At 74.5% G+C, this 26,823-nt stretch carries 23 protein-coding genes and 1 pseudogene; 10 read left to right on the top strand and 14 right to left on the bottom strand.

Going from position 1 to position 26,823, the window contains the following annotated elements; genetic code table 11:
• Positions 1 to 23: 23 nt before the first annotated feature.
• Together dxs and GPA02_RS00115 are read left to right on the top strand one after the other, a co-directional pair.
• Positions 24 to 1,916 (top strand): 1-deoxy-D-xylulose-5-phosphate synthase, encoded by a 1,893-nt coding sequence (gene dxs, locus GPA02_RS00120; protein WP_204986445.1) that lies wholly within the window; start codon positions 24 to 26, stop codon positions 1,914 to 1,916.
• A 73-nt stretch (positions 1,917 to 1,989) separates the two neighbouring features.
• Positions 1,990 to 3,255, top strand: a complete 1,266-nt coding sequence (locus GPA02_RS00115) for an MFS transporter (protein ID WP_156197823.1) — start codon at positions 1,990 to 1,992, stop codon at positions 3,253 to 3,255.
• 49 nt (positions 3,256 to 3,304) lie between these two features.
• Here the strand turns inward: GPA02_RS00115 and GPA02_RS00110 are convergent, their stop codons facing one another.
• The 4 genes from GPA02_RS00110 to GPA02_RS00095 all read right to left on the bottom strand — a co-directional run bounded on the left by GPA02_RS00110 (position 3,305) and on the right by GPA02_RS00095 (position 8,557).
• Positions 3,305 to 5,392, bottom strand: coding sequence for a 3-hydroxyacyl-CoA dehydrogenase NAD-binding domain-containing protein (locus GPA02_RS00110; protein WP_156197822.1), 2,088 nt, complete (start codon positions 5,390 to 5,392; stop codon positions 3,305 to 3,307).
• Complete coding sequence (locus tag GPA02_RS00105; protein ID WP_156197821.1) at positions 5,389 to 6,600, bottom strand: thiolase family protein; 1,212 nt, start codon at positions 6,598 to 6,600, stop codon at positions 5,389 to 5,391. Before GPA02_RS00105 ends, GPA02_RS00110 begins: the two co-directional genes overlap by 4 nt.
• Positions 6,601 to 6,668: 68 nt before the next feature.
• Positions 6,669 to 7,943: an HRDC domain-containing protein gene (locus GPA02_RS00100; RefSeq protein ID WP_156197820.1), complete on the bottom strand. Its 1,275-nt coding sequence runs from the start codon at positions 7,941 to 7,943 to the stop codon at positions 6,669 to 6,671.
• Positions 7,940 to 8,557: a DUF3000 domain-containing protein gene (locus tag GPA02_RS00095; protein WP_324227815.1), complete on the bottom strand. Its 618-nt coding sequence runs from the start codon at positions 8,555 to 8,557 to the stop codon at positions 7,940 to 7,942. The genes GPA02_RS00100 and GPA02_RS00095 overlap by 4 nt, the downstream gene beginning before the upstream one ends.
• Positions 8,558 to 8,700: 143 nt before the next feature.
• Here GPA02_RS00095 and GPA02_RS00090 point away from each other — a divergent pair, with 143 nt between their 5' ends.
• The gene (locus GPA02_RS00090; RefSeq protein WP_156197819.1) at positions 8,701 to 9,936 is read left to right on the top strand and encodes a carboxylate--amine ligase; all 1,236 of its coding nucleotides are present in this window, start codon (positions 8,701 to 8,703) and stop codon (positions 9,934 to 9,936) included.
• Between the two features lie 21 nt (positions 9,937 to 9,957).
• Here GPA02_RS00090 and GPA02_RS00085 read toward each other — a convergent pair whose 3' ends face one another.
• Both GPA02_RS00085 and GPA02_RS00080 read right to left on the bottom strand, forming a co-directional pair.
• Complete coding sequence (locus GPA02_RS00085; protein WP_204986444.1) at positions 9,958 to 10,830, bottom strand: exodeoxyribonuclease III; 873 nt, start codon at positions 10,828 to 10,830, stop codon at positions 9,958 to 9,960.
• Between the two features lie 31 nt (positions 10,831 to 10,861).
• A complete protein-coding gene (locus GPA02_RS00080; protein ID WP_156197818.1) occupies positions 10,862 to 11,341 on the bottom strand; it encodes a hypothetical protein in 480 nt (159 codons plus the stop codon).
• Between the two features lie 75 nt (positions 11,342 to 11,416).
• Here GPA02_RS00080 and GPA02_RS00075 point away from each other — a divergent pair, with 75 nt between their 5' ends.
• The gene (locus GPA02_RS00075) at positions 11,417 to 11,917 is read left to right on the top strand and encodes a hypothetical protein (RefSeq protein ID WP_240133789.1); all 501 of its coding nucleotides are present in this window, start codon (positions 11,417 to 11,419) and stop codon (positions 11,915 to 11,917) included.
• A gap of 31 nt (positions 11,918 to 11,948) precedes the next feature.
• Here the strand turns inward: GPA02_RS00075 and GPA02_RS00070 are convergent, their stop codons facing one another.
• From GPA02_RS00070 to GPA02_RS00060, 3 genes are read right to left on the bottom strand one after another with little or no spacing between them, the layout of a single operon-like run.
• Positions 11,949 to 12,878, bottom strand: a complete 930-nt coding sequence (locus GPA02_RS00070; RefSeq protein WP_156197817.1) for a GNAT family N-acetyltransferase — start codon at positions 12,876 to 12,878, stop codon at positions 11,949 to 11,951.
• Between the two features lie 53 nt (positions 12,879 to 12,931).
• Positions 12,932 to 13,363, bottom strand: coding sequence for a pyridoxamine 5'-phosphate oxidase family protein (locus GPA02_RS00065; protein ID WP_156197816.1), 432 nt, complete (start codon positions 13,361 to 13,363; stop codon positions 12,932 to 12,934).
• The gene (locus GPA02_RS00060) at positions 13,360 to 13,797 is read right to left on the bottom strand and encodes an HIT family protein (protein ID WP_156197815.1); all 438 of its coding nucleotides are present in this window, start codon (positions 13,795 to 13,797) and stop codon (positions 13,360 to 13,362) included. Before GPA02_RS00060 ends, GPA02_RS00065 begins: the two co-directional genes overlap by 4 nt.
• Before the next feature lie 45 nt (positions 13,798 to 13,842).
• Here GPA02_RS00060 and GPA02_RS00055 point away from each other — a divergent pair, with 45 nt between their 5' ends.
• The 4 genes from GPA02_RS00055 (at position 13,843) to GPA02_RS00040 (ending at position 16,262) form a co-directional block, all read left to right on the top strand.
• A complete protein-coding gene (locus GPA02_RS00055; RefSeq protein ID WP_156197814.1) occupies positions 13,843 to 14,286 on the top strand; it encodes a carboxymuconolactone decarboxylase family protein in 444 nt (147 codons plus the stop codon).
• A 91-nt stretch (positions 14,287 to 14,377) separates the two neighbouring features.
• A complete protein-coding gene (locus tag GPA02_RS00050) occupies positions 14,378 to 14,938 on the top strand; it encodes a DUF1697 domain-containing protein (protein ID WP_162457656.1) in 561 nt (186 codons plus the stop codon).
• On the top strand, positions 14,935 to 15,162 hold the full coding sequence (locus GPA02_RS00045; RefSeq protein WP_156197812.1) for a DUF167 domain-containing protein: 228 nt from the start codon (positions 14,935 to 14,937) through the stop codon (positions 15,160 to 15,162). Before GPA02_RS00050 ends, GPA02_RS00045 begins: the two co-directional genes overlap by 4 nt.
• 2 nt (positions 15,163 to 15,164) lie before the next feature.
• Entirely contained in the window at positions 15,165 to 16,262 is a 1,098-nt protein-coding gene (locus tag GPA02_RS00040; protein ID WP_162457655.1) for a DNA glycosylase AlkZ-like family protein, read from the top strand.
• A gap of 1 nt (position 16,263) precedes the next feature.
• Here the strand turns inward: GPA02_RS00040 and treZ are convergent, their stop codons facing one another.
• Positions 16,264 to 18,021 (bottom strand): malto-oligosyltrehalose trehalohydrolase, encoded by a 1,758-nt coding sequence (gene treZ / locus GPA02_RS00035; protein WP_156197810.1) that lies wholly within the window; start codon positions 18,019 to 18,021, stop codon positions 16,264 to 16,266.
• 419 nt (positions 18,022 to 18,440) lie between these two features.
• Between treZ and GPA02_RS00030 the strand changes: the two genes are divergently transcribed.
• Positions 18,441 to 19,007: a GNAT family N-acetyltransferase gene (locus GPA02_RS00030; protein ID WP_240133788.1), complete on the top strand. Its 567-nt coding sequence runs from the start codon at positions 18,441 to 18,443 to the stop codon at positions 19,005 to 19,007.
• On the opposite strand, the gene treY is transcribed toward GPA02_RS00030, so the two are convergent.
• Positions 18,985 to 21,447: a malto-oligosyltrehalose synthase gene (gene treY / locus GPA02_RS00025; RefSeq protein ID WP_156197809.1), complete on the bottom strand. Its 2,463-nt coding sequence runs from the start codon at positions 21,445 to 21,447 to the stop codon at positions 18,985 to 18,987. The two genes, GPA02_RS00030 and treY, sit on opposite strands and share 23 nt — an antisense overlap.
• Entirely contained in the window at positions 21,447 to 23,639 is a 2,193-nt protein-coding gene (gene glgX / locus GPA02_RS00020) for a glycogen debranching protein GlgX (RefSeq protein ID WP_156197808.1), read from the bottom strand. The genes treY and glgX overlap by 1 nt, the downstream gene beginning before the upstream one ends.
• Between glgX and GPA02_RS19495 the strand changes: the two are divergent.
• Positions 23,638 to 24,501 (top strand): annotated as a pseudogene (locus tag GPA02_RS19495) (helix-turn-helix transcriptional regulator); the annotation flags it as partial. The gene glgX and the pseudogene GPA02_RS19495 sit on opposite strands and share 2 nt — an antisense overlap.
• Here GPA02_RS19495 and GPA02_RS00010 read toward each other — a convergent pair.
• Both GPA02_RS00010 and fdhD read right to left on the bottom strand, forming a co-directional pair.
• Complete coding sequence (locus GPA02_RS00010) at positions 24,436 to 25,722, bottom strand: MFS transporter (protein ID WP_240133787.1); 1,287 nt, start codon at positions 25,720 to 25,722, stop codon at positions 24,436 to 24,438. The pseudogene GPA02_RS19495 and the gene GPA02_RS00010 overlap by 66 nt on opposite strands.
• A 137-nt stretch (positions 25,723 to 25,859) precedes the next feature.
• Complete coding sequence (fdhD, locus tag GPA02_RS00005; RefSeq protein WP_156197806.1) at positions 25,860 to 26,681, bottom strand: formate dehydrogenase accessory sulfurtransferase FdhD; 822 nt, start codon at positions 26,679 to 26,681, stop codon at positions 25,860 to 25,862.
• Positions 26,682 to 26,823: the final 142 nt, after the last annotated feature.

Genomic DNA, 26,823 nt, shown 5'->3' with positions numbered 1-26,823 from the left:
GACCGAGACCGGGGAGGGACCGCGTGGGTGAGCTGGACCGCCTGACCTCGGTCGAGGACCTGCGCGCCTTCGGGCCCGCGCGGCTCGAGCGGCTCGCCGCGGAGATCCGCGAGTTCCTCGTCGGGTCGGTCTCGCAGACCGGCGGCCACCTCGGCCCCAACCTCGGCGTCGTCGAGCTGACGATCGCGCTGCACCGGGTGTTCAGCTCGCCGCAGGACACGATCGTGTTCGACACCGGGCACCAGTCCTACGTGCACAAGATCCTCACCGGCCGCACCGACTTCAGCCGGCTGCGCAAGCGCGGCGGGCTGTCCGGCTACCCGAGCCGGACCGAGTCCGACCACGACGTCGTCGAGAACTCCCACGCCTCGACCGCGATCTCGTGGGCGGACGGCATCGCACGCGCCAACCACCTCGCGGGCCGCACCGACCGGACCGTCGTCGCCGTCATCGGCGACGGCGCGCTGACCGGCGGCATGGCCTGGGAGGCCCTCAACAACATCGCCGAGTCCGACGACCGGCGGCTCGTCATCGTCGTCAACGACAACGGTCGCTCCTACGCGCCGACGATCGGCGGGCTCGCCAAGCAGCTCGACGCGCTGCGGACCTCACGCCCGTACGAGAAGGTCCTCGACTGGGGCAAGCGCACGCTGCAGGCCGGCGGCGCACCCGGGCGCGTCACCTACGAGGCCCTGCACGGGCTGAAGACCGGGCTGCGTGACGTGCTGCGCCCGCAGGGCATGTTCGAGGGGCTGGGCATCAAGTACGTCGGGCCGGTCGACGGGCACGACGTGCTCGCGGTCGAGGCCGCGCTGCGCAGCGCACGCGCCTTCGGCGGCCCGGTGATCGTGCACGCCATCACCGAGAAGGGCCGCGGCTACGTCCCGGCGGAGAGCGACGTCGCCGACCGGTTCCACGCGGTCGGCGTCATCCACCCCGAGACCGGGCTGCCGGTCGTGCCGTCGCGGTTCGGGTGGACCGCGGTGTTCGCCGAGGAGATCCGCGACATCGCGCGTGCCCGCTCCGACGTCGTCGGGGTGACCGCCGCGATGCTCGGCCCGGTGGGGCTGGCGCCGATGGCCGAGGAGATGCCCGACAGGGTCCTCGACGTCGGCATCGCCGAGCAGCACGCGCTCACCGCGGCGGCGGGCATGGCGTTCGCCGGGCTGCACCCGGTGGTCGCGCTCTACGCGACGTTCCTCAACCGTGCGTTCGACCAGCTGCTCATGGACGTCGCCCTGCACAAGGCGGGCGTGACGGTCGTGCTCGATCGCGCGGGCATCACGGGCGACGACGGCGCCTCGCACAACGGCATGTGGGACATGGCGCTGCTGCGCCTGGTCCCCGGGCTCCGGCTGGCGGCGCCGCGCGACGAACCGACGCTGCGGCAGTCGCTGCGCGAGGCCGTCGCTGTCAAGGACGCCCCGACCGTGATCCGGTACCCGAAGTCGGCGCTGCCCGAGCCGATCCCGGCGCTGTCGCGCAGCGGCACCGTCGACGTGCTCGCGCGAACCGCCGGCGACGGCGACACCCGCGTGCTCGTGGTGGGGATCGGCGCGTTCGTGCCGACCGCGCTCGAGGTGGGGGTCCGGCTGGCCGACCAGGGCGTCGGCAGCATCGTCGTCGACCCGCGCTGGGTGCTGCCGGTGCCGGGCGAGCTCGTCGAGATGGCGCGCGGCGTCGACCTGGTCGTCACGATCGAGGACGGGCTGGTCGAGAACGGCGTCGGCGCCGCGGTCCGTGAGGCGCTGCTGCGAGCCGGTGTCCAGACCCCGGTGCGCACCCACGGGATCCCGACCCGGTTCCTCGACCACGCCTCCCGCGGCGAGATCGTCGAGGACCTCGGGCTGCGTGCGGCCGACGTCGCGCGCGACACGGCCGCGGCCGTCGCGGCGCACGTCGACATCCGCCACTGACCTGCGGCGGCACCGCCACGCATCGGCGTGGCGCACGACCCCTCGAGGGGTGCGCGGCCAGTAGCGTTCGGCCATGACGCTGGCTGCTGCGACCGAGGTCCGCGTCGGCGTCGAGCACGTCCCGACCGTCGACCCGCCCCGCCGCTGGGTGCTCGGGCTGACGCTGGCGAACCTCGCGATCTTCGGCGGGCTCTACGGGCCGATCCAGGTGCTGATCGCGCTGCAGGCGCAGGAGATCGCGCCCGAGGCGAAGGAGTACGTCGTCGGGCTCGTCACCGGTGCGGGCGCGCTCGCCTCGACGCTCGGCAACCCGCTGGCCGGTGCGCTGTCGGACCGCACCCGCAGCCGGTTCGGGCGTCGCTGGCCCTGGGTCGCGGGCGGCGCCGTCGTCGGGATCCTGGGGCTGGTCGTGCTCAGCCAGACGCGCTCGGTCGCCGTGATGGCGCTGGCGTGGATGGTCACCCAGCTGGGGCTCAACGCGATCTACGCCGCCGTGTCGGCCGCGGTCGCGGACCAGGTGCCGGTGCGCCGCCGCGGCGAGGTGGGCGGCTGGCTGGGGATGGCGCAGACCCTGGGGCTGGTGCTCGGCACCGGTCTGGCGGTCGTCGCGGGCGGGGTCACGGCCGGCTACCTCGCGTGCGCCGGGCTGGTGCTGGCGCTGGTGATCCCGTACCTGCTGAGGTCGCGCGACCTGCGGCTGGTCGGTGACGTCGGCCGCTTCCGCGCGGGGGCGTTCTTCGCGCGGTTCTGGGTGTCGCCGCGGCGGTACCCGGACTTCGGCTGGGCGTGGCTGACCCGTTGGCTGGTCAACCTGGGCAACGCGCTCGGGACGCTGTACCTGCTCTACTACCTGCAGGACGCCGTCGGGATCGCCGACCCCGCGACCGGCGTGCTGGTGCTCGTCGCCGTCTACGCGGTGTCGGTGGTGAGCACCGCGGTGCTCTCCGGGATCTGGTCCGACCGGGTCGGACGCCGCAAGCCGTTCGTGTCGCTCTCCGCGGTGCTGTCCGGCGTGGGCGCCGGTGTGCTGGCGGTGTCGCAGACGTGGCCGGGCGCGATCATCGGCGCCGCGGTGTTCGGGATCGCCTACGGCGTGTTCATCTCCGTCGACTTCGCGCTCGTGACCCAGGTGCTGCCGTCGTCGGGCGACGCCGCACGAGACCTCGGCGTCATCAACATCGCCGCCGCGCTCCCGCAGGTCGTGGCGCCCGTGGTGGCGGCGCCGCTCGTGGCGGCGTTCGCGACGGCGGCCTCCGGCTACGCCGCGCTGTACGCGCTCTCCGCCGCCGTCAGCGTGCTCGGCGGGCTCCTGGTCTCCCGGATCCGCGGGGTCACGTAGCGCCCACCCCCACCGCACGCCGACACCGACACAGGACCGAGTGGTCCTCTCAGAGGGCGCCGGTCCGCTGCAGGTACGGCGTGATGCCGCCGAGGTGGAAGGGCCAGCCGGCGCCGAGGATCATCGCGAGATCGATGTCGGCGGCGTCGGTGACGACCTTCTCCTCGAGCATCAGCCGGACCTCCTCGGCGAGCGCGTCGCGCACGCGGGCGAGCAGCTCGTCGGCTGTCTGGCCATGGCCGCCGCGCGACCCGAAGTAGCGCGCGATCCCCGGGTCCACCGGTGACGCCGCGGTCGGGCGACCCTCGACGACGACGAACGGGGCGCCCTCGGTCACCATCCGCCGCAGCCCCGGCGAGGTCGGGTACCGCTCGCCCAGGTTCTCGCGCAGCGTGTCGAGCACGTGCTCGGCGACCGCCGGCCCGACCAGCTGCAGCAGCTGGAACGGCCCCATCGGCAGCCCGAGCGGCCGCAGCGCGGCGTCGGCGGTCTCGACGTCGGTGCCGTCCTCGAGCGAGCCGAGCACCTCCCCGAGCATCCGCACCAGCAGCCGGTTGACGACGAAGCCGGGCCGGTCCGCCACGGCGATCGCCGACTTCCCGCACGCCTTGGCGACGGCGAACGCGGTCGCGTACGCGGCGTCGTCGGTGCGCTCGGCACGGACCACCTCGACCAGCGGCATCTGCGCGACCGGGTTGAAGAAGTGCAGCCCGACCACCCGCTCGGGGTGCGCCAGGTCCGCCGCCATCGCGGTGACCGAGAGCGCCGAGGTGTTCGTCGCCAGGATCGTCTCGGGCGAGATCACCTGCTCGAGCTCGGCGAACACCCGCTTCTTGACGTCGAGCTCCTCGAACACCGCCTCGATGACGAGGTCTCGGTCCGCGAGGTCGGCGAGGTCGGTCGTGCCGGTGACCAGACCGGTGATCCGGTTGGCCTCGTCGTCGCCGATGCGGCCCTGGCCCCGGAGCTTGTCGACCTCGGCGGCCACGAAGCCGAGCCCACGCTGCACACGCTCGTCGTCGAGGTCCCGCATGACGACCGGCACCTTCATGCGGCGCGCGAGCAGCAGCGCGAGCTGGCTGGCCATGAGCCCCGCGCCCGCGATCCCGACCGAGCGCACCGGGCGTGCCTCGTCGCTCGACGGCGCCCCGACCGGTCGCTTCGCCCGACGCGTCGTCAGGTCGAAGGCGTGCATGCTGGCCTTGAACTCCGGCGACACCAGCAGCCGGGCGAGCGCCTCGTCCTCGGCCGCGAACGACGCCTCCCGGTCGCGCTGCGCCGACAGCGCCAGCAGGTCGAGCGCCTCGTAGGGGGCGGGTGCGGCCCCGTGCAGCCGGGCGTCGACCTGGGCGCGGACGGCCTCGACCGCCGCGGCCCAGTGCTCGGCCGGGGCCGGCTCGGGGCGGCTGACCTCGACCGCTCCGGTGAGCACCGCCGTCGCCCACCGCAGCGACTCCGCGAGGAAGTCCGCTGGTTCGAGCACGACGTCCATCAGCCCCATCTCGGCGGCCGCGGGCGCGGTCAGCTGCTTGTTGTTGCGCAGCGGGTTGCCCACGATCAGCTCGAGCGCCTTCTCGATGCCGACGACGCCCGGCGCGAGGAACGTGCCGCCCCAGCCCGGGATGAGCCCGAGGGCGACCTCGGGCAGCCCGAGGTTGCGGACCGAGCTCATCACCGTGCGGTAGGAGCACGACAGCGCCAGCTCCATGCCGCCGCCGAGCGCGACACCGCTGACGAACGCGAACGTCGGCACCGGTGCGTCGAGCAGCAGCCGGTAGGTGTCGTGGCCCTGGCGCGCGATCGCACGCGCGTCGGAGGTGGTGCGGATCGACGCCGCGCCGTGCAGGTCGGCGCCGGCGGCGAAGTGGAACGGCTTGCCGGTGACGCCGATCGCGTGGACCTCGCCGGCCCGCGCGCGCTCGAGCAGGCCCTCGAGGGCGGTGCGCAGCTCCGCCATCCCGATCGGGCCCAGCGTGTTCGGCTTGGTGTGGTCCTCGCCGTTGTCGAGCGTGATCAGCCCCAGCACGAGCGGGTCGCCCGCCCCGCTGCCGGCGGCCTCGCGGAACGGGGTCAGGTCGACGTCGCGGACGAGGGCGTGGGTGACCCTCTCGGTGGGCGTGTCGGTCGCTGCGCTCACTGGTCGGCCTCCGTGCTCGTGTAGTTCGGGTTCTCCCAGACGACGGTGCCGCCCTGGCCGAGGCCGACGCACATCGTCGTGATGCCGTAGCGGACGTCGGGGCGCTCGGCGAGCTGGCGAGCGAGCTGCAGCATCAGGCGCACGCCCGACGCCGCCAGCGGGTGCCCGACCGCGATCGCGCCGCCGTAGGGGTTGACGCGCGGGTCGTCGTCGGCGATGCCGAACGCGTCGAGGAACGCGAGCACCTGGACGGCGAACGCCTCGTTGACCTCGATGATCCCGATGTCGGAGATGTCGAGGCCGGCGAGCTCCAGCGCCCGCTCGGTCGAGGGCACCGGACCGGTGCCCATCACCTCGGGCTCGACGCCCGCGTAGGCGTAGGAGACCAGCCGCAGCTTCGGGGTCAGGCCGAGCTCGGCGGCGAGGTCCGCCGAGGTCAGCAGGGCCGCCGTCGCGCCGTCGGTGAGCGGCGAGGAGGTCGCGGCCGTGACGCGGCCGCCGGGCCGGAACGGGGTCGGCAGCCCGGCCATGCCCTCGACCGTGGTGCCGGGGCGCGGCGGCTCGTCGGCGGTCGCGAGACCCCAGCCGCGCTGCGGGTCGGCGACCGCGACCGGCACGAGGTCGGGCGTGATCTTCCCGGCGGCGAGCGCGGCGGCGTACTTGGCCTGCGAGGCGGCTCCGTAGGCGTCGGCGCGCTCCTTGGTGAGCGCGGGGTAGCGGTCGTGCAGGTTTTCGGCCGTCGCACCCATGACGAGCGCGTCCGCGGAGACCAGCCGCTCGGCGATGAAGCGCGGGTTCGGCTCCATGCCCTTGCCGAGCGGGTGCGCGCCCATGTGCTCGACGCCGCCGGCGATCGCGGCGTCGAGCGCGCCGACGGCGATCTGGCCCGCGAGCAGCGTGGTCGCGGTCATCGCGCCCGCGCACATGCGGTCGATCGCGAACCCGGGGACGGTGCGGGGGAGCCCGGCGAGCATGCCGACCGTGCGGCCCAGGGTGAGGCCCTGGTCGCCGACCTGGGACGTGGCGGCGAGGCCGACGTCGCCGATGCGCTCCGGGGGCAGGTCGGGATTGCGGCGCAGCAGCCCGCGCACGACGGCGACGGCGATGTCGTCCGCGCGGGTGTGCGCGTACAGGCCGTCGGGCTTGGCCCGACCGAAGGGTGAGCGGACGGCGTCCACCAGGACCACGTCACGACCGTGCAAGGGCATCGTCGCCTCCCGAGGCTGGCGCCGGCGCCGCGCCGCCGGGGTGGTGGCGGTGGTTGGTACCGGCGGTACTAGGTAACCGGGTCCGAGCCTACCGCCTCCGGGGGCGGGACCGAGGACGGGTCGGCGAGACCGGCCGCGAGCCGCCCGGCGAGCTGCTCGACCTGCCACGGCCGGGCGCCGAGCTCGGTGAGCATCTCGCCGATGCGCTGCTCGGTCGCGGGCTCCGGGGGCGACCAGGCGAGCCGGCGCTGGTAGTCGGGCGTCAGCAGGTTCTCCTGCGGCAGGTCGATCTCGGCGGCACGGTGCCGCACGACCGCCTTGACGACCTCGAGCCGCTCGGCGGCCTCGGGGTTGCGGTCGCGCCAGGACCGCGGTGCCGGGATGCCGTCGGGGCTCTGCGGCGCGCGGCGCGGCGGCAGCTCCTCCTCGGGCAGCGCGAGCGCGCGCTCGACGGCGGCGGCCCAGATCTGCAGGCGTCGCGCGGCGCCGCGGTTCTTGAACTCGCGCAGCTCGGCGAGCCGGGCGGCCGAGCGTGGCTTCGCCTGACCGGCGGCGATCATCGCCGCGACCGGCAGGATCCGCCCGGGGGCGATGTCGGCGCGGGCGGCGATCTCCTCGCGCGTGCGCCACAGCTCGCGCACGACCGCGAGCCCGCGCCGGTCGGTGATGACGTGCGCGCCGCGCCGCCACGCGTCGGGCTTGGGCGCCGGCGGGGGAGCGAGCCGGACCGCCTCGAACTCCTGCCGCGCCCACTCGAGCTTGCCGGCGCGCTCCAGCTTCTCGCTCAGGGCGTCACGAAGATCGACGAGCACCTCGACGTCGAGCGCCGCGTAGCGCAGGTAGGACTCGGGCAGCGGGCGCACCGACCAGTCGGCGGCCGAGTGCTCCTTGGCCAGGCTCAGCCCGAGCTCGGCCGCGACGATCGGGCCGAGCCCGACCCGCTGCATCCCCAGCAGCCGACCCGCGAGCTCGGTGTCGAACAGCGAGCTCGGCCGCATGCCGATCTCGGCGAGGCAGGGCAGGTCCTGGTTGGCGGCGTGCAGCACCCACTCGACGCCGTCCAGCGCCTCGGAGAGCGCCGTGAGGTCGCCGAGCGGGATCGGGTCGACGAGCGCGGTCCCGGCACCCTCGCGGCGCAGCTGCACGAGGTAGGCACGCTGGCCGTAGCGGAAGCCCGAGGCGCGCTCGGCGTCGACGGCGACCGGTCCGCGGCCCCGGCGCATCGCCTCGACGACCTCGGCCAGCCGGTCCGGGCCGGCCACGACGTCGGGCACGCCCTCGGCGGGCGCGAGCAGCGGTCGCAGGTCCTCCGACGGTGCGGTCGCGGTCTCCTCCTCGGTCATCGGCGCCGGCTCAGCACGCTGACGTTGTCCGGCACCGGTGGCAAGCCGCTGACCTGCGAGAGCAGCAGCGCCCACGCGCGCAGGTGCGGCCCCAGGTCGGTACTCCCGGGCGTCCAGGACGCGCGCACCTCGATCTCCACCTCGCCGCCGCGCAGCTCCAGGCCGCCGAAGGTCTCCGACAGCACGCGGGTGACGGTGCCCGACAGCGAGTGGTGGTCGGCGCCGCACTCGACGAGCCCGTCGGTGAGCCAGGCCCAGCCGACCTCGCCGAGGAGCGGGTCCTGCGCGACCTCGGGCTCCATCCGGGCACGCGCCATCACGATGACACGGAAGGTGCCGTTCCATGCCTCCTGGCCCTCGGGGTCGTAGAGCACGACGAAACGTCCCGACCCGAGCAGGTCCTCGGGCTCACGGGTGCGGTTGACCTCACCGGTCAGCGCGAGCGCGTACGGCGCGATGCGCGTCGGGGGCGGGACCTCCTCCAGGTGCAGCTCGGGTCGGAGGCGGTGCCCTCGCAGGCTGAGCAGCGCGGCCTCGAAGTCCGGTGGCACACCGATCCCGCCGGTGTCGTCACCGTCTCCGTGCGGCCGTGGCGGCTGCTTGACGGAGTCCACCCGGACAGCGTAAGCGGGCCGGTGGCTCGCGCGGGAGGTGCCACGCCGGGCCGGACCGCCCCCCGTGCCGGGGCGAGCGCGAGGCGGCGACCGGGGGGAGCGCCGGTGCGCGGGGCGCCGCGTGCGCTCGGTAGTCTCGGGCCGTGCCGAACGACGACCTGCTCCGACCGATCGTCGTCGGCGGCGACATCGGCGCCTACGGCTCCGCGCGGGCCTTCCACGAGGCCTACGGCGTGCGCACGGTCGTGCTCGCTGGCGTGGCGACCGGCCCGGTCGCGCACAGCGCCGTCGTCGACCTGCGGGTCGTGCCCGGCGTCGACGCCGACGACGACGCCCTGGTCGCCGCGGTCCGTGCGGTCGCCGACGAGCGGCCGGGCGCGCCGCACCTGGTGCTGGGCAGCGCCGACCACACCGTGCACGCTCTCGTGCGGGTGCGCGAGCGGCTCGGTGCGGACGTCGTCGTCCCGTACGCGGAGGCGACCACGATGGCGCAGGTGACGACGAAGGCCGGCTTCAGCCGGCTGTGCGAGGAGCTCGACGTGCCGCACCCGCGCACCGTGGTGCTCCGGGTCGGCACCGACCCGCACGAGGTGGGCGGCTGGTTGGACTTCCCGGTCGTCGTCAAGGCGTCGGCGACCGCCGAGACGCACGGGCTGGAGTACGAGGGCAAGCGCAAGGTCTCCCACCTGGAGACCCCCGCCCAGCTGCGCGACCTGCTCGACCGGATGGCCGCCGCCGGGTTCGGCGGCGAGGTCGTCGTGCAGGAGCGGATCCCGGGTGGTGACGAGGACATGGCGGCGGTGAACGCCTTCTGCGGCCCCGACGGCGGCGTGCGGTTCCTGCTGTTCGGGCAGGTGCTGCTGGAGGAGGCCACCCCGAACGGGCTGGGCAACTCGGTCGCCCAGATCACCGGAGGCGACGACCCCGAGGCGCGCACCGCCGTCGAGCACGCCCGGCGGCTGCTCGAGCACGTCGGCTGGACCGGGTTCGCGAACCTCGACCTCAAGCGCGACCCGCGCGACGGCCGCTACCGGTTCCTCGAGCTCAACCCGCGCGTGGGTCGCAGCGGGTACGCGGTGACCGCGGCCGGCTACAACGTGGCGCGCATGTACGGCGACGCCTACGTCGAGGGCGCTGCCCCCCCGTCCGAGGAGCCCGTCGTCGGCACCGAGGAGCACCTGTTCACGGTCGTGCCGCTCGCGCTGCTGCGCCGCTACGTCTCGGCGCGCACCTGGGAGCGCGTGCGCGAGCTGCGCCGGCGCGGCGCCGTCACCAACGTCTACCGGTACGCGGTCGAGAAGCACCCGCGCCGCCTGCTCTACGTCTCGGTCGCGATGCTCAACCAGTTCCGCAAGTTCCGCCGCTGGCACACCGGGTAGCGCCCGGCGCGCCGCGCCGGCTCAGCCGCGCGCCTGGGGCAGCCGCGCCGTGCGCTTGGCGTTGGGGCGCCGGCGCACCGACGGAGGCGGCACGACCGGCCCGATGTCGCCGTCGGGCGCCTCGTCGAGGTCGACGACCACCGGCGCGTGGTCGCTCGGACCGGTGCCCTTGCGCGCGTGCCGGTCCACCCATGCCGCACGGACGCGCCGCGCGACCGGCGCGGCGGCGAGCACGAGGTCGATCCGCATCCCGAGGTCGTTGTGGAACATGCCGGCGCGGTAGTCCCAGTAGGTGAAGATCCGCTCGTCGGGCCAGCGGTCGCGCACGACGTCGCGCAGCCCGAGGTCCATGAGCGCCTGCAGCGCCTCGCGCTCGGGCGGGGTCACGTGCGTCTGGCCGACGTAGGCCTCCGGGTCGAAGACGTCGGCGTCGGCCGGTGCGATGTTCATGTCGCCGCACACGACGGCGTCGCCGGGTCGTTGCGCGACGACGTCCCGCAGCGCGGCGAGCCACGCGAGCTTGTAGTGGTAGTGGTCGGAGCCGGGGACCCTGCCGTTGGGCACGTACAGGGAGTGCACGCGCAGCCCGTCGCAGGTCGCCGACACCGCGCGGGCCTCCGGGTCGGGGAAGCCGGGGGCGCCGGGGATGCCGGTCTCGACGTCGTCGAGCCCGACGCGGGAGAGCAGCGCGACGCCGTTCCACTGCGGCTGCCCGGCTGTCGCGAACGCGTACCCGCGCTCGCGCAGCGGGTCGCCCAGCTGCGCCCCGAACGCCTCGGCCGTGAGCTTGGTCTCCTGCAGGCACACCACGTCGGGGCGGCGCTCGTCGAGCCACGGCAGCAGCCGGGGCAGGCGCTGCTTGACCGAGTTGACGTTCCAGGTCGCGATCCGCACCCCACCACCGTAACGACGGGGGCCGACGCGCTCAGCCGAGCAGGTTGGTCCCCGTGTAGAAGTGCAGCACCGGGACGCCGAGCTTCTCGCGCGCCCGCGACGCCCAGTCCTGGTGGAAGGTGTCCTCGACCGCGTGCGGCCTGGTGACGACGACGACCTCGTCGGCGTCGGTGTTGACGACCGCCTGCGTGAGCGCCGGCAGCGGGTCGTCGTCGACGACCGACCCCGTCACGGTCGCACCGGCCGCCTGCAGCGCCGACACGGTCCGCTCGAGCGCCTCGCCGGCCTCCTGCCGCGCCTCGGCCTCGGTCTCGCGCTCGGTGATCGCCTCCCACGCCTCCTTGAGCTCCAGCAGGCTGAGGTGGTCGATGAAGTCGGTGACGACGTTGCGCTCGGTGTCCGCCGGCACGAGGACCGTGATCGTGAGCGGCTCGTCGCCGTGCAGCGTCGCGATGTTCTCGACGTCGCTGGGCCGCAGCGCGTCCTCGGTCAGCAGGATGATCGTCGGCATGGCCGCGAGCATAGGCGCTGCCTCCGGCACCCTCGACCGCCCGCGCGCCGGCGGCGGGAGGTGGAGGATGGGACGGTGACGACGCCGTCCGCCCCGGCGGGGTCCGGTGAGCGGCCGCGGCGGGGCCGCGTGCGGCGCTGGCTGGCGACCCGGCCGGCCGATGTCGTCGACGTCTTCGTCTACGTCGTGGTCCTCAACCTCGCGATCGAGCACCTGCCGGCGGTGATGAGCGAGAGCTTCACGATCTCGCTGCTGACCGCGGTCCTGCTCAAGATCGCGCTCGAGGCCGTGCTGCTCCTCAAGGCGGCCGTGCTGCGCCGGTGGCACGCCGCGACGACCCGGGGTGCGAAGGTGCTGGCGGGCGGGGCGCTGTGGCTGGTGGCCGCCGGCAGCAAGCTGGTCGTGCTCGAGCTCGTCGCGCAGGTCTTCGGCGACTCGGTCTCGCTCGGCGGGTTCGTCCAGGTGACGGTGCTGGTGCTGGCCCTGCTCGCCGCGCGGGCGGCCGTGCGCCGCCTCCTCGGCGAGCCGGCGGAGTCGCCGGGCTCCCTCGACGCGCCGGTCCGGGCCGCGCCGTGAGCCCTCGACGTCGCCGGGGTCGGGTCGACCCTCAGGCGACGTCGCGCTGATGACGCGAGATCGTGCGCACCGGCCGGAACCCGAGCGAGGCGTAGAGGCGGTCCGCGCCCGTCGGGCTGGTCGAGTCGACCTCGAGCTCGACGACGTCGATCCCGGCGTCGCGTGCGGCCCGCAGGGTGCCGAGGAGCACGGCGCGCGCCAGACCCCGGCCGCGGGCGCGCCGGCGGGTCCCGACGAGGTCGACGTGGGCGACATCGGGCCGGTAGCAGCTGACGAGCGCGTAGGCGAGCACCTCGCCGTCCTCGACGACGACACGGCCGAGGTCGTGGCGGGCGGTCGCGCCGCTCGTCCAGTGCTGCCAGACGTCCTCCGGCACCGGGCTGGAGCTGCGGTGGTCGCGGAAGGCGTCGTTGTGCGCGTCGCGGGCCAGCCGCAGCGTCTCCCCGTCGAGCGGGACGGCGGCGCTCGGGGTGCCGGGGTCGGTCCACGCCGCGGTGTCGACCTCCATCCACACGAACCAGGCGGCGGCGGAGAAGCCGGCCTGCTCGAGCAGCCGCGCCGTGCCGGAGCCGGGCGTCCCGCCGGGTGTGCGGAGCCGCACCGGCAGCCCCGGGTGTCGCTGCGCGGCGAGCGCCGCCGCACGCTCCTGCAGACGTCGCAGCAGCTCGGTGCCGATGCCGCGGCCCCGGTGGTCGGGGTGCACGTCGCCGTCGAAGACGCCGAGCGCGGCGCCGTCGACCGGCTCGGCCGGTCCCCACACGCTGCCGGCCGCCACCAGGGTGTCGCCCTCCCAGGCGCTGACGGTGTCGGTCGTGGGGTCGAAGCGAGGCCCCTCGAGCTGCTCGGCGACGTGGTGCTCGGCGAGGGGTCGCCCGGTGCCGTCGGCGGCGCGTGCGGCGTTGGCGAGGGCCGTGACGGCCTCGACGTCGGGCAGGCCGTAGGGCCGCCAGGTGAGGGACATGGTGCCCAGTCTGCCGCTCCTGCGAGGCCGCGCCGCACCTGCTCGGAGCGAGCTCAGAACCCGATCTTCGCGAAGTCGGCGGTGCGCCACCGCTGCACGCGCAGCGAGATCAACGTGTCGTCGTGGCTGCCGGGGCCCTCGGCGTAGGCGGCGCCCGCCTCCTCTCCCCCGAGGTAGCGCGCGGCGATCGACGCGACGACGCCGTCGGGCACCGGCGAGGTGACCGACACCGGACCCTCGACCGTGACGTAGGCGGGGGTGGGTGCCTCGACCTGCGCGCAGAGGCTGGCGTGCCCGGCGGCGCGCAGCAGCTCGACCTTCCTCGTCCCGCCGGACGTGACGATCTCGACCACGCCGTCGACGTAGCGGTACCAGACGGGGGTGACCGAGGGCGGACCGCCGGGTCGCTCGACGGCGAGGACGCCGACGTGGACGTCGGCCAGGAAGGCCTCGCGCTCCTCGGCGGTCATCGACAGCGCGGTCATCGAGCGGCTCCGTCCTCGGCGACGTGGGTGTGGCCGTGAGCGCGCAACCGCTCGCGCAGGCGGGCGGCCGCGTCGTCCATGTCGGCGTCCGGGACGTCGGTGAGGACGTTCGCGTGGTCGAAGTCGGCCGGGCTGCGGCTCGGCCACACGTGCACGTGCGTGTGGTGGACCTCGTAGCCCTCGATCAGCAGCCCGATCCGCTCGGCGCCGAACTCCTCGCGCTGCGCGCGGCCGATGAGCCGCGCGACCTCGAACACGTGCGCCGCGACGTCGGGCTCGAGATCGACCCACTGGTCGACCTCGGCGCGCGGCACCACCATCGTGTGGCCGAGCTGCAGCGGGGTGATCGTGAGGAAGGCGACGCAGACCTCGTCGGACCAGACGAACCGGCCGGGGATCTCGCCGTCGATGATGCGTGTGAACAGGCTTGCCATTCGGACAGGCTAGGAGATGGCTCCGACAGGGGGCACGATCGGGTGATGGCACGCATCTTGATCCGGTCGGTCGCACCGACCGCCTACGCACCGGTGCTCGCGCTCGAGGCCTACGCCCGGCGTCACCTGGACCGGCCGACGCTCGAGCTCGTCAAGATCCGCGCGTCCGCGATCAACGGCTGCTCCTACTGCACCGCGATGCACACGCGCGACGCACGCAAGGCGGGGGAGAGCGAGGAGCGCATCACGGCCGCGCTCACGGGCGACTGGCGCTCCGGTGACCTCTTCGACGCGCGCGAGCGCGCAGCCCTGCGCTACACCGAGGCGCTCACCCGCCCGGACGGCGAGCTCCCCGACGACCTGTTCGAGGAGGTCCTCGCGCAGTGGGGCGAGAAGGGCGTGGTGCACCTCGCGATGGCCGTGGCGACGATCAACACGTGGAACCGGGTCGCGATCGGCACCGGCATGACGGCGGACGACCTGCACTGACACCGCGCCGCCACCGCGCCGCACGCGGCCGCGACGCGCGCGCACCGTCGTCGGGCTGCTCGGGCCCCGCGCCGGCTGGCACGATGGTCGCGTGGCCTCCTACGTCGCCCTGCTGCGGGGCGTGAACGTCGGCGGGGTGCGGCTCGCGATGGCGGACCTGCGCTCCGCGGTGGCGGACTGCGGGCACACCGACGTCGCGACGTACGTGCAGTCCGGCAACGTGGTGCTGACCGCGAGCGGCCGCCGCTCGCCCGTGCGGCTCGCGGCCGAGATCCGGGCAGCGATCGCCGCGCGCGCCGGCATCGAGCCGCGCGTGGTCGTGCTCCGCGCGGCGGAGTGGGACGACCTCGTCGACGGCAACCCGTACCCGCACGTGACCTACGGCACGAGGCTCCACGCCGTCGTCGCGCAGGAGCTGTTCACCGACGCCCAGCGCCGGGCCGCTCTCGAGATCGCCGAGCGCGTCCGCGAGGGTGGCTCGCGCGACGAGCTGACGATCCGGGGCCGCGTCGCCTACCTGCACCTGCCCGACGGCATGGGTCGCAGCGTGCTCGCGGAGAAGCTCGGGCGCAGCAGGGCGTCGGGGCACCAGGACGCGACGGCGCGCAACTGGCGTACCGTGCTCGCGCTGCAGGAGATGCTGCACCGGTGAGCAGGGTGGTGCAGGTGCGGGTCAAGCCGGGCAGCCGTGCGGGCGACCGGGTCGCCGAGGGCGAGGACGGCGTGCTGACGCTGTGGGTGCGGGAGCGCGCGGTCGACGGCCGTGCCACGGAGGCGGCCGCGGCCCTGCTCGCCCGGCACCTGGGGGTGCCGCGCCGCGACGTCGAGCTCGTCTCGGGTGCGACCTCCCGGCTCAAGCGCTTCCGGGTCGGCTGAGCGTGCACGACGGCGCCCGGGCCCTCCTCGGCCGGTTGCGCCGGCAGGCGCTGGTGCCGCCGTGGGCGAGCGACGTCGTCGACGTCGTTCGCCGCGTGCTCGCCGTCCGCGCGTGGCCGTCGTGGAACACCCGTGTGGCGGTCGCGACCCGGCTCGCCGACCCTGCCCGGGGCACGCTCGAGCAGGCGCTCGACGCCGGTGCGCTCGTGCGCGCGTACGCGTTCCGCGGCGGCTCCTACGTGATGACCCCTGCGGTGGCGCGCACGCTGCTGGCGGTGCGGACGACGACACGGATGTGGGAGACCGCGCGCTGGCAGGCGCAGGGCGGGTTCGCGCTGGCGGACTGGGCACCGCTGCGGGAGGCGGTGCGCGAGGCGCTGGCCGACGGCCCGGCCACACGCGCGGAGATCGCCGCACACCTGGAGCGGTCGGCGTCGCTGCGGCACCTCGCGCCGGCCGCGGCCACCGGGGCGGGCTCGGACGCCCTCTACAAGCCGCTGCACTGGTGGAGCGACCTCGCCTTCGGCCCCGACCGCGACGGCGTCTCGACGTTCCGGCTGCTGAGCCCCGAGCCGCTGCCCGCGACACCCGACGTCGACGAGGCCGGCCGGCGCGCGGTGCTCGACCACCTCCTCGCCTACGGGCCGGCGACCGAGGCGAACCTGCGGTACTGGTTCACCGAGGGGCTCGGTGCCCCGTGGCGACGCGTGCACGGCTGGCTGACGGACCTCGGCGACCGGGTCCGCGAGGTGACCGTCGACGGCGCACCGGCGTGGGCGCCGTCGACGGCCGTGGCAGGCGGCGAGGCCGCCGGCGGCACGGTCGTGCTGGTGCCGGGCTACGACCCCTGGGTGCTCGGCCCCGGGACGGCGGACTCCCGGGTGGTGCCGCCTGCGCGGCGGTCGCTGCTCTCCGCCGGTCGGCATCCCGTGCTGCTGGACGGGCGGGTGGTCGGCACCTGGCGGGTCGCCGGCGCGGACGTCCGCACCGAGGCGATCGACGACGGCGTCCCGGCGGAGGCGCTCGCGGCCGCCGTGGCACGTCTGCGCGTCGTGCTCGACGGGCTCGACGGGCCGAGCGCCGGCACGCCCGGACGCTGACTCAGCGGCGTCCGAGCACGACGACGTCGTGGCCGGCGAGCCGGACCTGCTGCGGGGCGCCCGCATCGGTGTGCGGCTCCCACGAGGCGAGCAGCACCCGGTCCGCCTCGGGCAGCGGCACGTCCTGCGGGGACGCGGCGGCGTTGATGACGACGTCGACGTCACCGCGGTGCAGCACCAGCCAGTCGCGATCGGGGTCGAAGGAGATGTGCATGCTGTCGGCGGCGCCGTCGCGCAGCCCGGCGTGGACGCGGCGCAGCGCGACCAGCGTGCGCACCCAGGCGAGGTGGCGGGCCTGCTCGGGCCGCGTGGGCTCGTCCCAGTCGAGCCGGCTGCCGGTGAACGTGCGCTCGTCCTGCGGGTCGGGGGCCTGGGCGCCGGCGCCGTAGATCTGGTCCCAGCCGTGCTCGCCGAACTCGCGGGACCGCCCCTCGCGCACGGCCGCGGCGAGGTCGGTGTCCTCGAAGTCGGTGAAGTACTGGAACGGGGTGCGGGCCGCCCACTCCTCGCCCATGAACAGCATCGGGGTGAACGGCGTGGTGAGCAGCAGCGCTGCGCCGATCGCGCACTGGCCCGGGGTGAGGGTCGTCGGGGGCCGGTCGCCGAGCCCGCGGTTGCCGACCTGGTCGTGCGTCGAGGTGGAGACGACGAAGCGGTGGCGCGAGACGTCGTCGGGCACCGGGGCGCCCCAGACCTGTCCGCGGAAGGAGGAGAACGTGCCGTTGTGCACGAACACCTGGCGCAACGCCTCGACGAGGGTGTCGAGCGTGCCGAAGTCGGTGTAGTAGCCGTGCCGCTCACCGCTGAGGTAGGCGTGGATGGCGTGGTGGATGTCGTCGTCCCACTGCGCGGTCATGCCGAGGCCGCCGTCGGCCACCGGCGTGACCATGACGACGTCGTTGAGGTCGGACTCGGCGACCAGCCCGAGCGGTCTGCCGAGGGTGGCGGCGAGGTCGGCGGTGGCGGTGGACAGCTCGGCGAGCAGGTGGGTGGGGCTGTCGTCCTTGAGCTCGTGGACGGCGTCGAGCCGCAGCGCGTCGACGTGGAAGTCGCGGAACCAGCGCAGCGCGTTCTCGACGAGGAACGCACGCACCTGCGCGGACCCGGGCTGGTCGAGGTTGACGGCGGCGCCCCACGGCGTGTGGTGGGCGTCGGTGAAGTAGGGGCCGTAGACGCCGAGGTAGTTGCCGGTCGGGCCGAGGTGGTTGTAGACGACGTCGAGCGCGACGCCGAGGCCGCGCGCGTGGGCGGCGTCGACGAACCGCTGCAGCGCGGCGGGACCGCCGTAGGCGTCGTGGACGGCGTAGAGGGCGACGCCGTCGTACCCCCAGCCGCGCGAGCCGGCGAAGGCGGCCACCGGCATCAGCTGCACGATGTCGACGCCGAGGTCGGCGAGGTGGTCGAGCCGCTCGATCGCGGCGTCGAGGGTGCCCGCGGGGGTGAACGTGCCGACGTGGAGCTCGTAGACGAGCGCACCGTGCACCTCGACGCCCTCCCACCCGGTGTCGGTCCAGGTGTGGGCGTGCGGGTCGAAGGTGCGCGAGGGCCCGTGGACGCCGTGCGGCTGGTGGGCGCTGCGCGGGTCCGGGTAGGGGCCCTCGCCGTCGACCAGGAAGGCGTAGTCGGTGCCGGCGGGCAGCCCGGGCGCGTGCTCCCACCACCCGTCCGTGGTGGCGGTCATCGGTGTGCGGTCGTCGCCGACGACGAGGGCGACGTCGGCCGCGTGCGGCGCCCAGACCTGGACGGGGACGGAGCTCATCTGAAGACGGTACCCAGATGCCACGCGTCCGATCGACCCGGGTCCCGGGGGTCGGACGGCCTCGGCGTCGGCAGGCGCCGCGCCCGCGCCGACCGCCGGCAGGGCCGCCATCTCGTACGACCGTGCCGAGCTCGTACCGTGCACCGTACGAGATGGGTACGGGGCTACGAGCTCGCCCCGAGGACAGGACGGGGTAGGGCGGACAGGGGCGTCGCCGGTCAGGCGCCGCGGCCGCGCCGACCGCCGGCAGGGCCGCCATCTCGTACGACCGTGCCCAGCTCGTACCGTGCACCGTACGAGCTCGGCACGGGGCTACGAGCTCGCTCCGGCGTGCGGCCAGGCACCCGGGCGGGCACGGCGACCCGGTCGGCTCCTGCTGGGCACCCCGGTCGGACCAGCCCCTCGCTACCGTGGCTCGGATGTCCTTCGCGGAGTACCGACCCGGTCGCGCGCGCGACCCGTTGCCGGTCGTCGTCCGGGCCGCGCTGCCGGCCGACGTCGAGGCCCTCGTCGCGGTGCAGCACGCCGCCGGCCGGACCGTCGACGCCGCCGCGCTGGGTCGCGCGATCGCAAACCCCGACAGGTGCGTGCTCCTCGCCGAGCCTCGCGCGGCGGCCGGCTCGACGGCGGCCGACCGCGCGGCCCGCGGTCGCCCGGTCCTCGGCTGGGCGCTGACGCACCACCGCACCGAGCCGGCCGACGACGCCGACCCGGCGCCGCCAGGCCACTACCTCGGCGGCGTCACCGTGCACCCCGACCACCGGCGCCGCGGCGTCGCGGTCGCCCTCACCGACGCACGCATGCGCTGGGTCGCCGCCCTCCCCGACCACGAGGGCGCGGTCTACTACGTCGTCAACCCGGCGAACCGCGCCTCGATCGCGCTGCACGAGCGGTGGGGGTTCCGCGAGGTGATGCGCGCCGACCGGCTCGCCGGCGTCACCTTCACCGGCGGCGTCGGGATCCTCATGCGGGCGGAGCCGCGCTGAGCACCGCGACCGGCGAGTCGGCGAGCAGGTCCGCGAGCGCGACCGGTCCGCCGTCGTGCACGGCACCGGTGACGACGTCGCGCCACGACCCCTCGGGCAGCACGACCGTGTGGGCGGCCCAGCCGCCCGCGGCCGCGAGCGCGACCGGCAGCCGGGTGACGACCGTGCACACGGCCGGCTCGCCGTCGAGCGTGCGGGTGAACGCGAGCGCGTGCCCGGTCGTCGTCGGCAGCGCCGCGTACCCCGACCGCGACCCGACGAACGCCTCCGGCAGCGACCGCCGCAGCCGCAGCAGCGCCGCGACCAGCCGCAGCTTCTCCTCGCCGAGGTCCGCGGGTCGTTGCCCCGCGTCGAGCCGGGCGAGGGCGGCCGCGAGCGGCTCGACGTCGACCGGTCGCCGGTTGTCCGGGTCGACCAGCCCGACCGTGGTGGTCTCGCTGCCCTGGTAGACGTCGGCCACGCCCGGCACGGTCAGCTGCAGCGCCTTGGTCACCAGCACCGCCGTGCGCACCGGCTCGGCGGTCCGCCGTGCCCACGCGTCCATGAGGTCGACGACCGCCCGGTCCTGCAACAGCTGCTCGACGAAGCCGGTCAGCGCGGCCTCACGGGCCTCGTCGACGGCGGTCCAGGTCGTCCAGTCCTTCGCCTCGCGGCTGGCCTTGACGAGGTAGCCGGTGATCCGCTCGACGGCGATCGGGCCGTCGGGGCCCCACGTGCCCGCGAGCGTCTGCCACAGCAGGTTCTCGGTGCGGCCGTGCAGGTCGGCGGGCCGGTAGCCGGCGGTCGCCTCGCGCAGCGCGTGCACGTGCTCGCGCCAGGCGCCGGCGAGCTGTGACAGCACGCCGATGCGGGCGCGCACGTCCTCGCCGCGCTTGCTGTCGTGCGTCGAGCCGTTCGTCATCGTGGTCGGGTGGCTCTGCTGGGTCGCGTGCGCCCAGGCGTGCAGGTCGTCGGGTGCGACCGCGAACCTCTGCGGGGCGCCGCCGACCTCGCACAGGCTCGTCAGGTGCGTCCAGCGGTAGAAGGCGGTGTCCTCGACACCCTTGGCCATGACGGCTCCGCACACCTGCTGGAACCGGACGATGATCTCGTCGCGGCGCGGCTGCTGCCGCCGGCCGGCGCTGCCGACCTCCCGGCCCAGCACGAGGTCGACGACGACGTCGAGCGTCTCGCCGCGCTCGGCGTCGAGCCGGGTCCGCGCCCGCTCGGCCATCTCGGTGAGCAGGGACACGCTCAGCGGGGGAGCGGGCTCGCCCGGCACCACGTAGGCGCGGTAGCGGTCGCACGCGACCACGAGCTCGCGCAGGCAGTCCCGGATCGCGCTCAGCGTGTGGTCGCGCAGCCGGACGTCGTCGCGGCACTCCGCCGCGACGGCGTGGCTGAGCCGCTCGACCTCGGCCGCGAGCGAGCCGGTGGCGATCTCGCGCTTCGACGACTCGATCAGCGCGGGCAGCCCGCCGAGGCTGTCGCCGGTGAGCTCGGTCATCACGCCCGCGAGGTCGGTGGCGCCGGCCGGGTCGATCTGCACCTGGCCGATCCGCCACGCGGCGTCGTACCCGGTGGTGCCCGCCACGGGCCAGTCGCCGGGCAGCGTCTCGTCCGGCTCGAGGATCTTCTCGGCGACCGTCCACGCGCCCCCGGTCGCCTCGTCGAGCCGCCGGAAGTAGCCGCGCGGGTCGGCGAGCCCGTCCGGGTGGTCGACCCGCAGGCCGTCGACCAGGCCCTGCTGCACGAGCTCGACCACCAGCCGGTGCGTCGCGTCGAACACCTCCGGGCGCTCGACGCGGATCGCGACGAGCGTCCCGACGTCGAAGAAGCGGCGGTAGTTGAGCTCCTCGTCGCCGACCTTCCAGTACGCGAGCCGGTAGTGCTGCCGGTCGACCAGGTCCGCCAGCGGCAGCTGCTCGGTGCCGGCGCGCACCGGCAGCACGTGGTCGTAGTAGCGCAGCACCATGCCGTCCAGGCCCGACTCGGCAGGTGCGGGCTCGACCGAGAGCTCGCCGTCGGCCAGCACGGCACCGATGCGGCGCCCGAGCACCGGCATCAGCACCGGTCCGGCCGCCAGGTCGACGTCGAACCAGCTCGCGTACGGCGACTCCGGCCCCTCGGCCAGCACCGACCACAGCGCCTTGTTCAGGTACGCCGGCGTCGGTGCCGCCATGTGGTTGGGGACGATGTCGAGCACCACGCCCATGTCGTGCGCCCGCGCCGCCGCCACGAGCCGCTCCAGACCCGCGCGCCCGCCCATGACCTCGCTGATGCGGTCGTGGTCGACGACGTCGTAGCCGTGCGTCGACCCCGGTGCCGCGGCGAGGACGGGGGACAGGTAGAGGTCGGTCACCCCGAGGTCGGCGAGGTAGCCGACCCGGGCCGCGGCGTCGTCGAACGTCAGGTCCGGCCCGAGCTGCAGCCGGTAGGTGCTGACCGGGACGCGACCCATCAGGCCCCCGCCGCGGGGGCGACGGCGCGGTCCGGGGTGCTGGCGGACTCGATCGGCGGGCGGCTGAGCACGGTGACGCTGCGCGCGGCGACATCCACCGCGTCCTCCGCGGCGTAGGACTCCGGGTGCTCGGCGCTGGTGTCGGTGCTGAGCACGACGCGCCAGGAGGCGCCGTAGTCGGGGCCGGGCAGCGCGAACACCAGGTCGGAGGCGTCGGCGTTGATGAGCAGCAGGAACGAGTCGTCGACGATGCGGCGGCCACGACGGTCCGGCTCCTCGATCGCCTCGCCGTTGATGAACACCGCCACCGACCTCGCGTACCAGGTGTTCCACGCCTCGGCGTCCATCGGCTCACCGGTGAGGTCGAGCCAGGCGATGTCGGGCAGGTCGGGGCCCTCGGGGCTGTGGGAGACCGAGCCGTTGAAGAACCGGCGACGCCGCAGCACCGGGTGGTCGCGGCGCAGCCCGATCACCGAGGACGTGAACGCGAGCAGCTCGCGCTGCTCCTCCGTGAGGTCCCAGTGCATCCAGGCGATCTCGCTGTCCTGGGCGTAGGTGTTGTTGTTGCCGCCCTGCGTGCGGCCCATCTCGTCGCCGTGCAGCAGCATCGGCACACCCTGCGACAGCAGCAGGGTCGTGAGGAAGTTGCGCTGCTGCCGTCCCCGCAGCGCGTTGATCTCCGGGTCGTCGGTCGGGCCCTCGACGCCGCAGTTCCACGACCGGTTGTGGCTCTCGCCGTCCTGGCCGTCCTCGCCGTTGGCCTCGTTGTGCTTCTCGTTGTACGACACGAGGTCGCGCAGCGTGAACCCGTCGTGCGCGGTGACGAAGTTGATCGAGGCGATCGGGGTGCGACCGGTGTGCTCGTACAGGTCGGAGGAGCCGGTGATGCGGCTGGCGAACTCGCCGAGCGTCGACGGCTCGCCGCGCCAGAAGTCCCGCACGGTGTCGCGGTACTTGCCGTTCCACTCCGTCCACAGCGGGGGGAACCCGCCGACCTGGTAGCCGCCCTGCCCGAGGTCCCACGGCTCGGCGATCAGCTTCACCTGCGAGACGACCGGGTCCTGGTGCACGAGGTCGAAGAACGCGCTCAGCCTGTCGACCTCGTGGAACTGTCGCGCGAGCGTCGCCGCGAGGTCGAAGCGGAACCCGTCGACGTGCATCTCGGTCACCCAGTACCGCAGCGAGTCCATGATCATCTGCAGCACGTGCGGGCTGCGCATGAGCAGCGAGTTGCCGGTGCCGGTGGTGTCGAAGTAGTGCGTCGGGTCGTCGTCGACCAGGCGGTAGTACGAGGCGTTGTCGATGCCGCGCAGTGACAGCGTCGGGCCCAGGTGGTTGCCCTCGGCGGTGTGGTTGTAGACGACGTCGAGGATCACCTCGATGTCGGCCTCGTGCAGCGCCTTGACCATCGACTTGAACTCCTGCACCTGCTGGCCGCGCGTGCCGTAGGCCGCGTAGTCGTTGTGCGGCGCGAAGAACCCGATGGTGTTGTAGCCCCAGTAGTTGCGCCGGCCCTGCTCCTGCAGGTGCGGGTCGTGGACGAACTGGTGCACCGGCATCAGCTCGACGGCGGTGACGCCGAGCTCGGTGAGGTGGTTGATCATCGCCGGGTGCGCGAGCGCGGCGTAGCTGCCGCGGATCTCCTCGGGGATCTCCGGGTGCAGCTTGGTCATGCCGCGCACGTGCGCCTCGTAGACGATCGTGTCGGCGTAGTCGTGCCCCGGCGGCCGGTCGTGGCCCCAGTCGAAGAACGGCGAGGTCACGACCGACAGCATCGTGTGGCCGAGCGAGTCGTCGTCGTTGACGCCGTCGGCCGAGGTCGCCGCGCCCGGGTCGTCGAAGCGGTAGGAGTACAGCGACTCGTCGCCGTCGATCTGTCCGTCGACCGCGCGGGCGTAGGGGTCGAGCAGCAGCTTCGCCGGGTTGCACCGGTGGCCCTGCGCAGGGTCGTAGGGACCGTGCACGCGAAAGCCGTACCGCTGCCCCGGCTCCACGCCCGGCAGGTAGGCGTGGAAGACGTGCGCGTCCACCTCGGTGAGCGGGACGCGCCGCTCGACCAGCGTCCCGTCCTCGCCGTCGTCGACGAGGCAGAGCTCGACGGCGTCCGCCACGTAGGAGAACAGCGCGAAGTTGGTGCCGCTGCCGTCATAGGTCGCACCCAGGGGGTACGGGTCACCGGGCCAGATCTGCATGGGCCAAGACTCTCACCCCGGGGCTCGAACGGAATACGCGCGGGCCGGGGTCGGTTGCGCCGACGTGAACCAGCGGGCTCTGGAAGATCTGTTCGCCGACCTCGAGTGGGACGTGGCGACCGCCACCCACGAGCACCTGGTCGCGGGGCAACCACTGCTGCTGGGCGCCGGCCGCACGGCCGTGGTGACCGTGCGCAGCGGCGCCCTCGCCGTGCCGTCGGGGGCGCTGCGGTGCACGCTCGACCCGGCCGGTGCGCACGGACGCCCGGGCGACCTCGTGGAGCCGGGCGGTGTGCTCCTCGCCGTCGGGCGCCGGGCGGTCACGGTCCGGGCACGCTCCGACGCCGAGGTCCGGGTGACCCGGCTGCTCCCGACCCCGACGAGCGCTCCGCGCCTGCAGGTGGTCCCCGACGTGATCACCGTGCCCGACCTGGGTGCGTCCGAGCCGGGGGCGGCCGCGCTCGCCCCGTACGTCGGCCACGTCGACCCGGCACCGGCGCGGTGCCACGAGGCGACCAGGCTGTGCCGCCTGATGGCCACCACGCTCGTGCTGGCCGTGCTCCGTGCGTGGACCCGCAACGGCTGCGCACCCGAGGGCTGGCCCGCGCGGACGGCGGACCGGCACCTCGCGCGCGCCCTCGACGCGATCCACGAGCACCCGGGTCGCCCGTGGACCGTGGAGGACCTCGCCGCCGTCGCGGCGATGTCCCGCTCGGCGTTCGCCGAGCGGTTCCGCGCCGAGACCGGCACGTCACCGCTCGGCTACGTCACCGAGGTGCGGATGGCGCGGGCGCGCTCACTCCTGGCCGACGGGGTCCGGGTCTCCGAGGTGGCCCGTCGCCTCGGCTACGCGTCCGACGAGGGCTTCAGCCGCGCCTTCCGTCGCCACCACGACGGCGTGCTGCCCTCCGCCTGGCGCGAGGGCGTCGTCGGCGCCGGCGTCGGCTGAGGCCGGCGGGACGCGGCCGGCCAGCCAGAAGACCACCGCGCCGACCGTGACGGAGCCGAAGCCGAGCAGGAACACCCAGGTGACGCCGACGAGGTCGATCACCAGGCCACCGATCCCGGCGGCGGCGGAGATCGCGAGCTGGAACCCGGCGACGCTGAGCGCGCCGCCCGCCTCCAGCCGGCCCGGCGTGCGGCGGCCGATCCAGGTGTTCAGGACGATCAGCCAGGCCGCGAACGCCACGCCCCAGACGAGGACGGCTGCGCCGACGACCGCCGTCGAGCCCGGCAGCGCGATCACGACCAGCAGCGACACGCCGATCAGCAGGGGCACGATGCCGGACAGCGGGGCGAGCCACCGGTCGACGACGGCGCCCGTGACGATGTTGCCGACCAGCCCGCCGACGCCGAACAGGGCGAGCACGAGCACCACGGTGCCCTCGTCACCCACCCGCTCCAGCGCGGGCCGGATGTAGGTGTAGGCGGTGACGTGGCCCAGCACGGTGAGCACGTGCCCGACGAGGCCGAGCCCGACACCGGGCCAGCGCAGGGTGGACAGCAGCACCGCGGGTCCGGCCGACCGCTCGGCGGGCACGGCGGGCAGCGACAGCCGCAGCGCGAGCGCCACGGCCGCGGAGACGAGCGTGAGCACGACGAAGGCGTTGCGCCAGTCGGAGGCCGACGAGAGCACGACGCCGAGCGGCACGCCCATGATCGTCGCGAGCGAGAGCCCGGCGGTCGTGAACATCACGGCCCGGCCGAGCCGTTCGGGCCCGGCGATGCGGGACGCGACCGTGAGCGACATCGACCAGAACGCGCTGATCGCGCCGCCCAGCAGCGCGCGCGAGACGAGGATGAGCGGCAGCGTCGGGGCGAGCGCCACCACGAGGTTCGAGACCGCCGCCGCCAGCGCCAGCAGGACCATGAGCGTGCGGCGGTCCATGCGGGGGAAGGCCGAGCCGATCGTCAGCGCGGCGAGGAAGCCGACGACGGCGGTGATCGTCACCATCTGACCGGCCTGCCCGACGGTGACGCCGAGGTCGCGCGCGATCTCCGTGAGGATCCCGTTGGGCAGGAACTCGGCGGTGACGAGCACGAAGCTCGTGAGCATCATCGCGACGAGCGCCGGGTAGGGCATCCGGCGCCCGCGGTCGGTGGACGGGGGACTGTCGGGAGTGTCTGTCTCGATCACACCGGCTGCAACACCGGCGTCGGCCGTCGTGTCCGACCACGCATCCGGGGCTTCCGACCGATCGTCCGGAGATCGGCCGTGGCTCAGGCGACGACGCGGTCCGGCCGGGTGTAGACCGAGAGGCTGGTGCCGCGGGAGAACCCGACGACGGTCATGCCGACCTCCTCGGCCAGCTCGACGGCCGCCGCGCTGGGCGCGCTGACGGCCGCCAGCACGGGGACGCCGGCCATCGACGCCTTCTGGACCAGCTCGTAGGAGAGTCGGCCCGAGACCTGCAGCACGGCGCCGGTGAGCGGCACGAGCCCGTCTCGCAGCGCCCGGCCGAGCACCTTGTCGACCGCGTTGTGGCGCCCGACGTCCTCGCGGACGCACACGAGCTCGTCGTCGAGCAGCAGACCGGCGGCGTGCACGCCCCCGGTGCGGTCGAACAGCCGCTGCCGCTCGCGGAGCCGGTCGGGCAGCGCGAGCAGCGTGGCGAGCCGGACCCGGACCCCCGGGTCGGCGACCGGGTGGCTGCTGGTCCGGGCGAGCGCCTCGATCGACGACGTCCCGCAGATGCCGCACGAGGCCGACGTGTAGACGGCGCGCTCGCGCCGCTCCGGCGCACGTGCGCCGTCGCCGAGCCGGACGTCGACCGCGTTGTACTCGAGCAGCCCGCCGGCGTCCACGCCCGGTCCGTACCCGACCCGCAGCACCTGGTCGGCGCGGCTGATGACGCCCTCGGCCAGCAGCAGCCCGTGCACGAGGTCGACGTCGTCGCCCGGCGTGCGCATCGTCACCAGCCAGCGCTGACCGTCGAGCGAGATCTCCAGCGGCTCCTCGCCCGCGAGCGTGTCCGGCCGGCTCGTCCGGGTGCCGTCGGCGTGCAGGCGGACGGCGGGGGAGCGTCGCGTCGTCCGGGCCATGCCCAGGTGTCTAGCTGTACTCGGTCAGCACGTTGGTGACACGGATGTAGGGAGAAGGCCTCCATTCTGAGTGGTGTTCAACGTCACTCGAGGGAGGCCTTCTCTTGGTCCACCGTAATGCGCGGCTCGCTCCGGCCGGTCG

Source organism: Actinotalea caeni, from assembly GCF_009733795.1.
Taxonomy (GTDB): Bacteria; Actinomycetota; Actinomycetes; order Actinomycetales; family Beutenbergiaceae; genus Pseudactinotalea; species Pseudactinotalea caeni.
This window is presented reverse-complemented; position numbering and strand designations above follow the sequence as displayed.

Coding starts and splice junctions, on each gene's coding strand:
- GPA02_RS00060 (WP_156197815.1), bottom strand. CDS start 13,797: ATGGCAAGCCTGTTCACACGCATCATCGACGGCGAGATCCCCGGCCGG.
- fdhD (WP_156197806.1), bottom strand. CDS start 26,681: ATGGCCCGGACGACGCGACGCTCCCCCGCCGTCCGCCTGCACGCCGAC.
- GPA02_RS00010 (WP_240133787.1), bottom strand. CDS start 25,722: ATGCCCTACCCGGCGCTCGTCGCGATGATGCTCACGAGCTTCGTGCTC.
- GPA02_RS00080 (WP_156197818.1), bottom strand. CDS start 11,341: ATGCCGACGATCATCCTGCTGACCGAGGACGCGCTGCGGCCCAGCGAC.
- glgX (WP_156197808.1), bottom strand. CDS start 23,639: ATGCAGATCTGGCCCGGTGACCCGTACCCCCTGGGTGCGACCTATGAC.
- GPA02_RS00105 (WP_156197821.1), bottom strand. CDS start 6,600: ATGCCCTTGCACGGTCGTGACGTGGTCCTGGTGGACGCCGTCCGCTCA.
- GPA02_RS00100 (WP_156197820.1), bottom strand. CDS start 7,943: ATGACCGAGGAGGAGACCGCGACCGCACCGTCGGAGGACCTGCGACCG.
- GPA02_RS00070 (WP_156197817.1), bottom strand. CDS start 12,878: ATGTCCCTCACCTGGCGGCCCTACGGCCTGCCCGACGTCGAGGCCGTC.
- treY (WP_156197809.1), bottom strand. CDS start 21,447: ATGGGTCGCGTCCCGGTCAGCACCTACCGGCTGCAGCTCGGGCCGGAC.
- treZ (WP_156197810.1), bottom strand. CDS start 18,021: ATGAGCTCCGTCCCCGTCCAGGTCTGGGCGCCGCACGCGGCCGACGTC.
- GPA02_RS00065 (WP_156197816.1), bottom strand. CDS start 13,363: ATGACCGCGCTGTCGATGACCGCCGAGGAGCGCGAGGCCTTCCTGGCC.
- GPA02_RS00055 (WP_156197814.1), top strand. CDS start 13,843: ATGGCACGCATCTTGATCCGGTCGGTCGCACCGACCGCCTACGCACCG.
- GPA02_RS00115 (WP_156197823.1), top strand. CDS start 1,990: ATGACGCTGGCTGCTGCGACCGAGGTCCGCGTCGGCGTCGAGCACGTC.
- GPA02_RS00030 (WP_240133788.1), top strand. CDS start 18,441: ATGTCCTTCGCGGAGTACCGACCCGGTCGCGCGCGCGACCCGTTGCCG.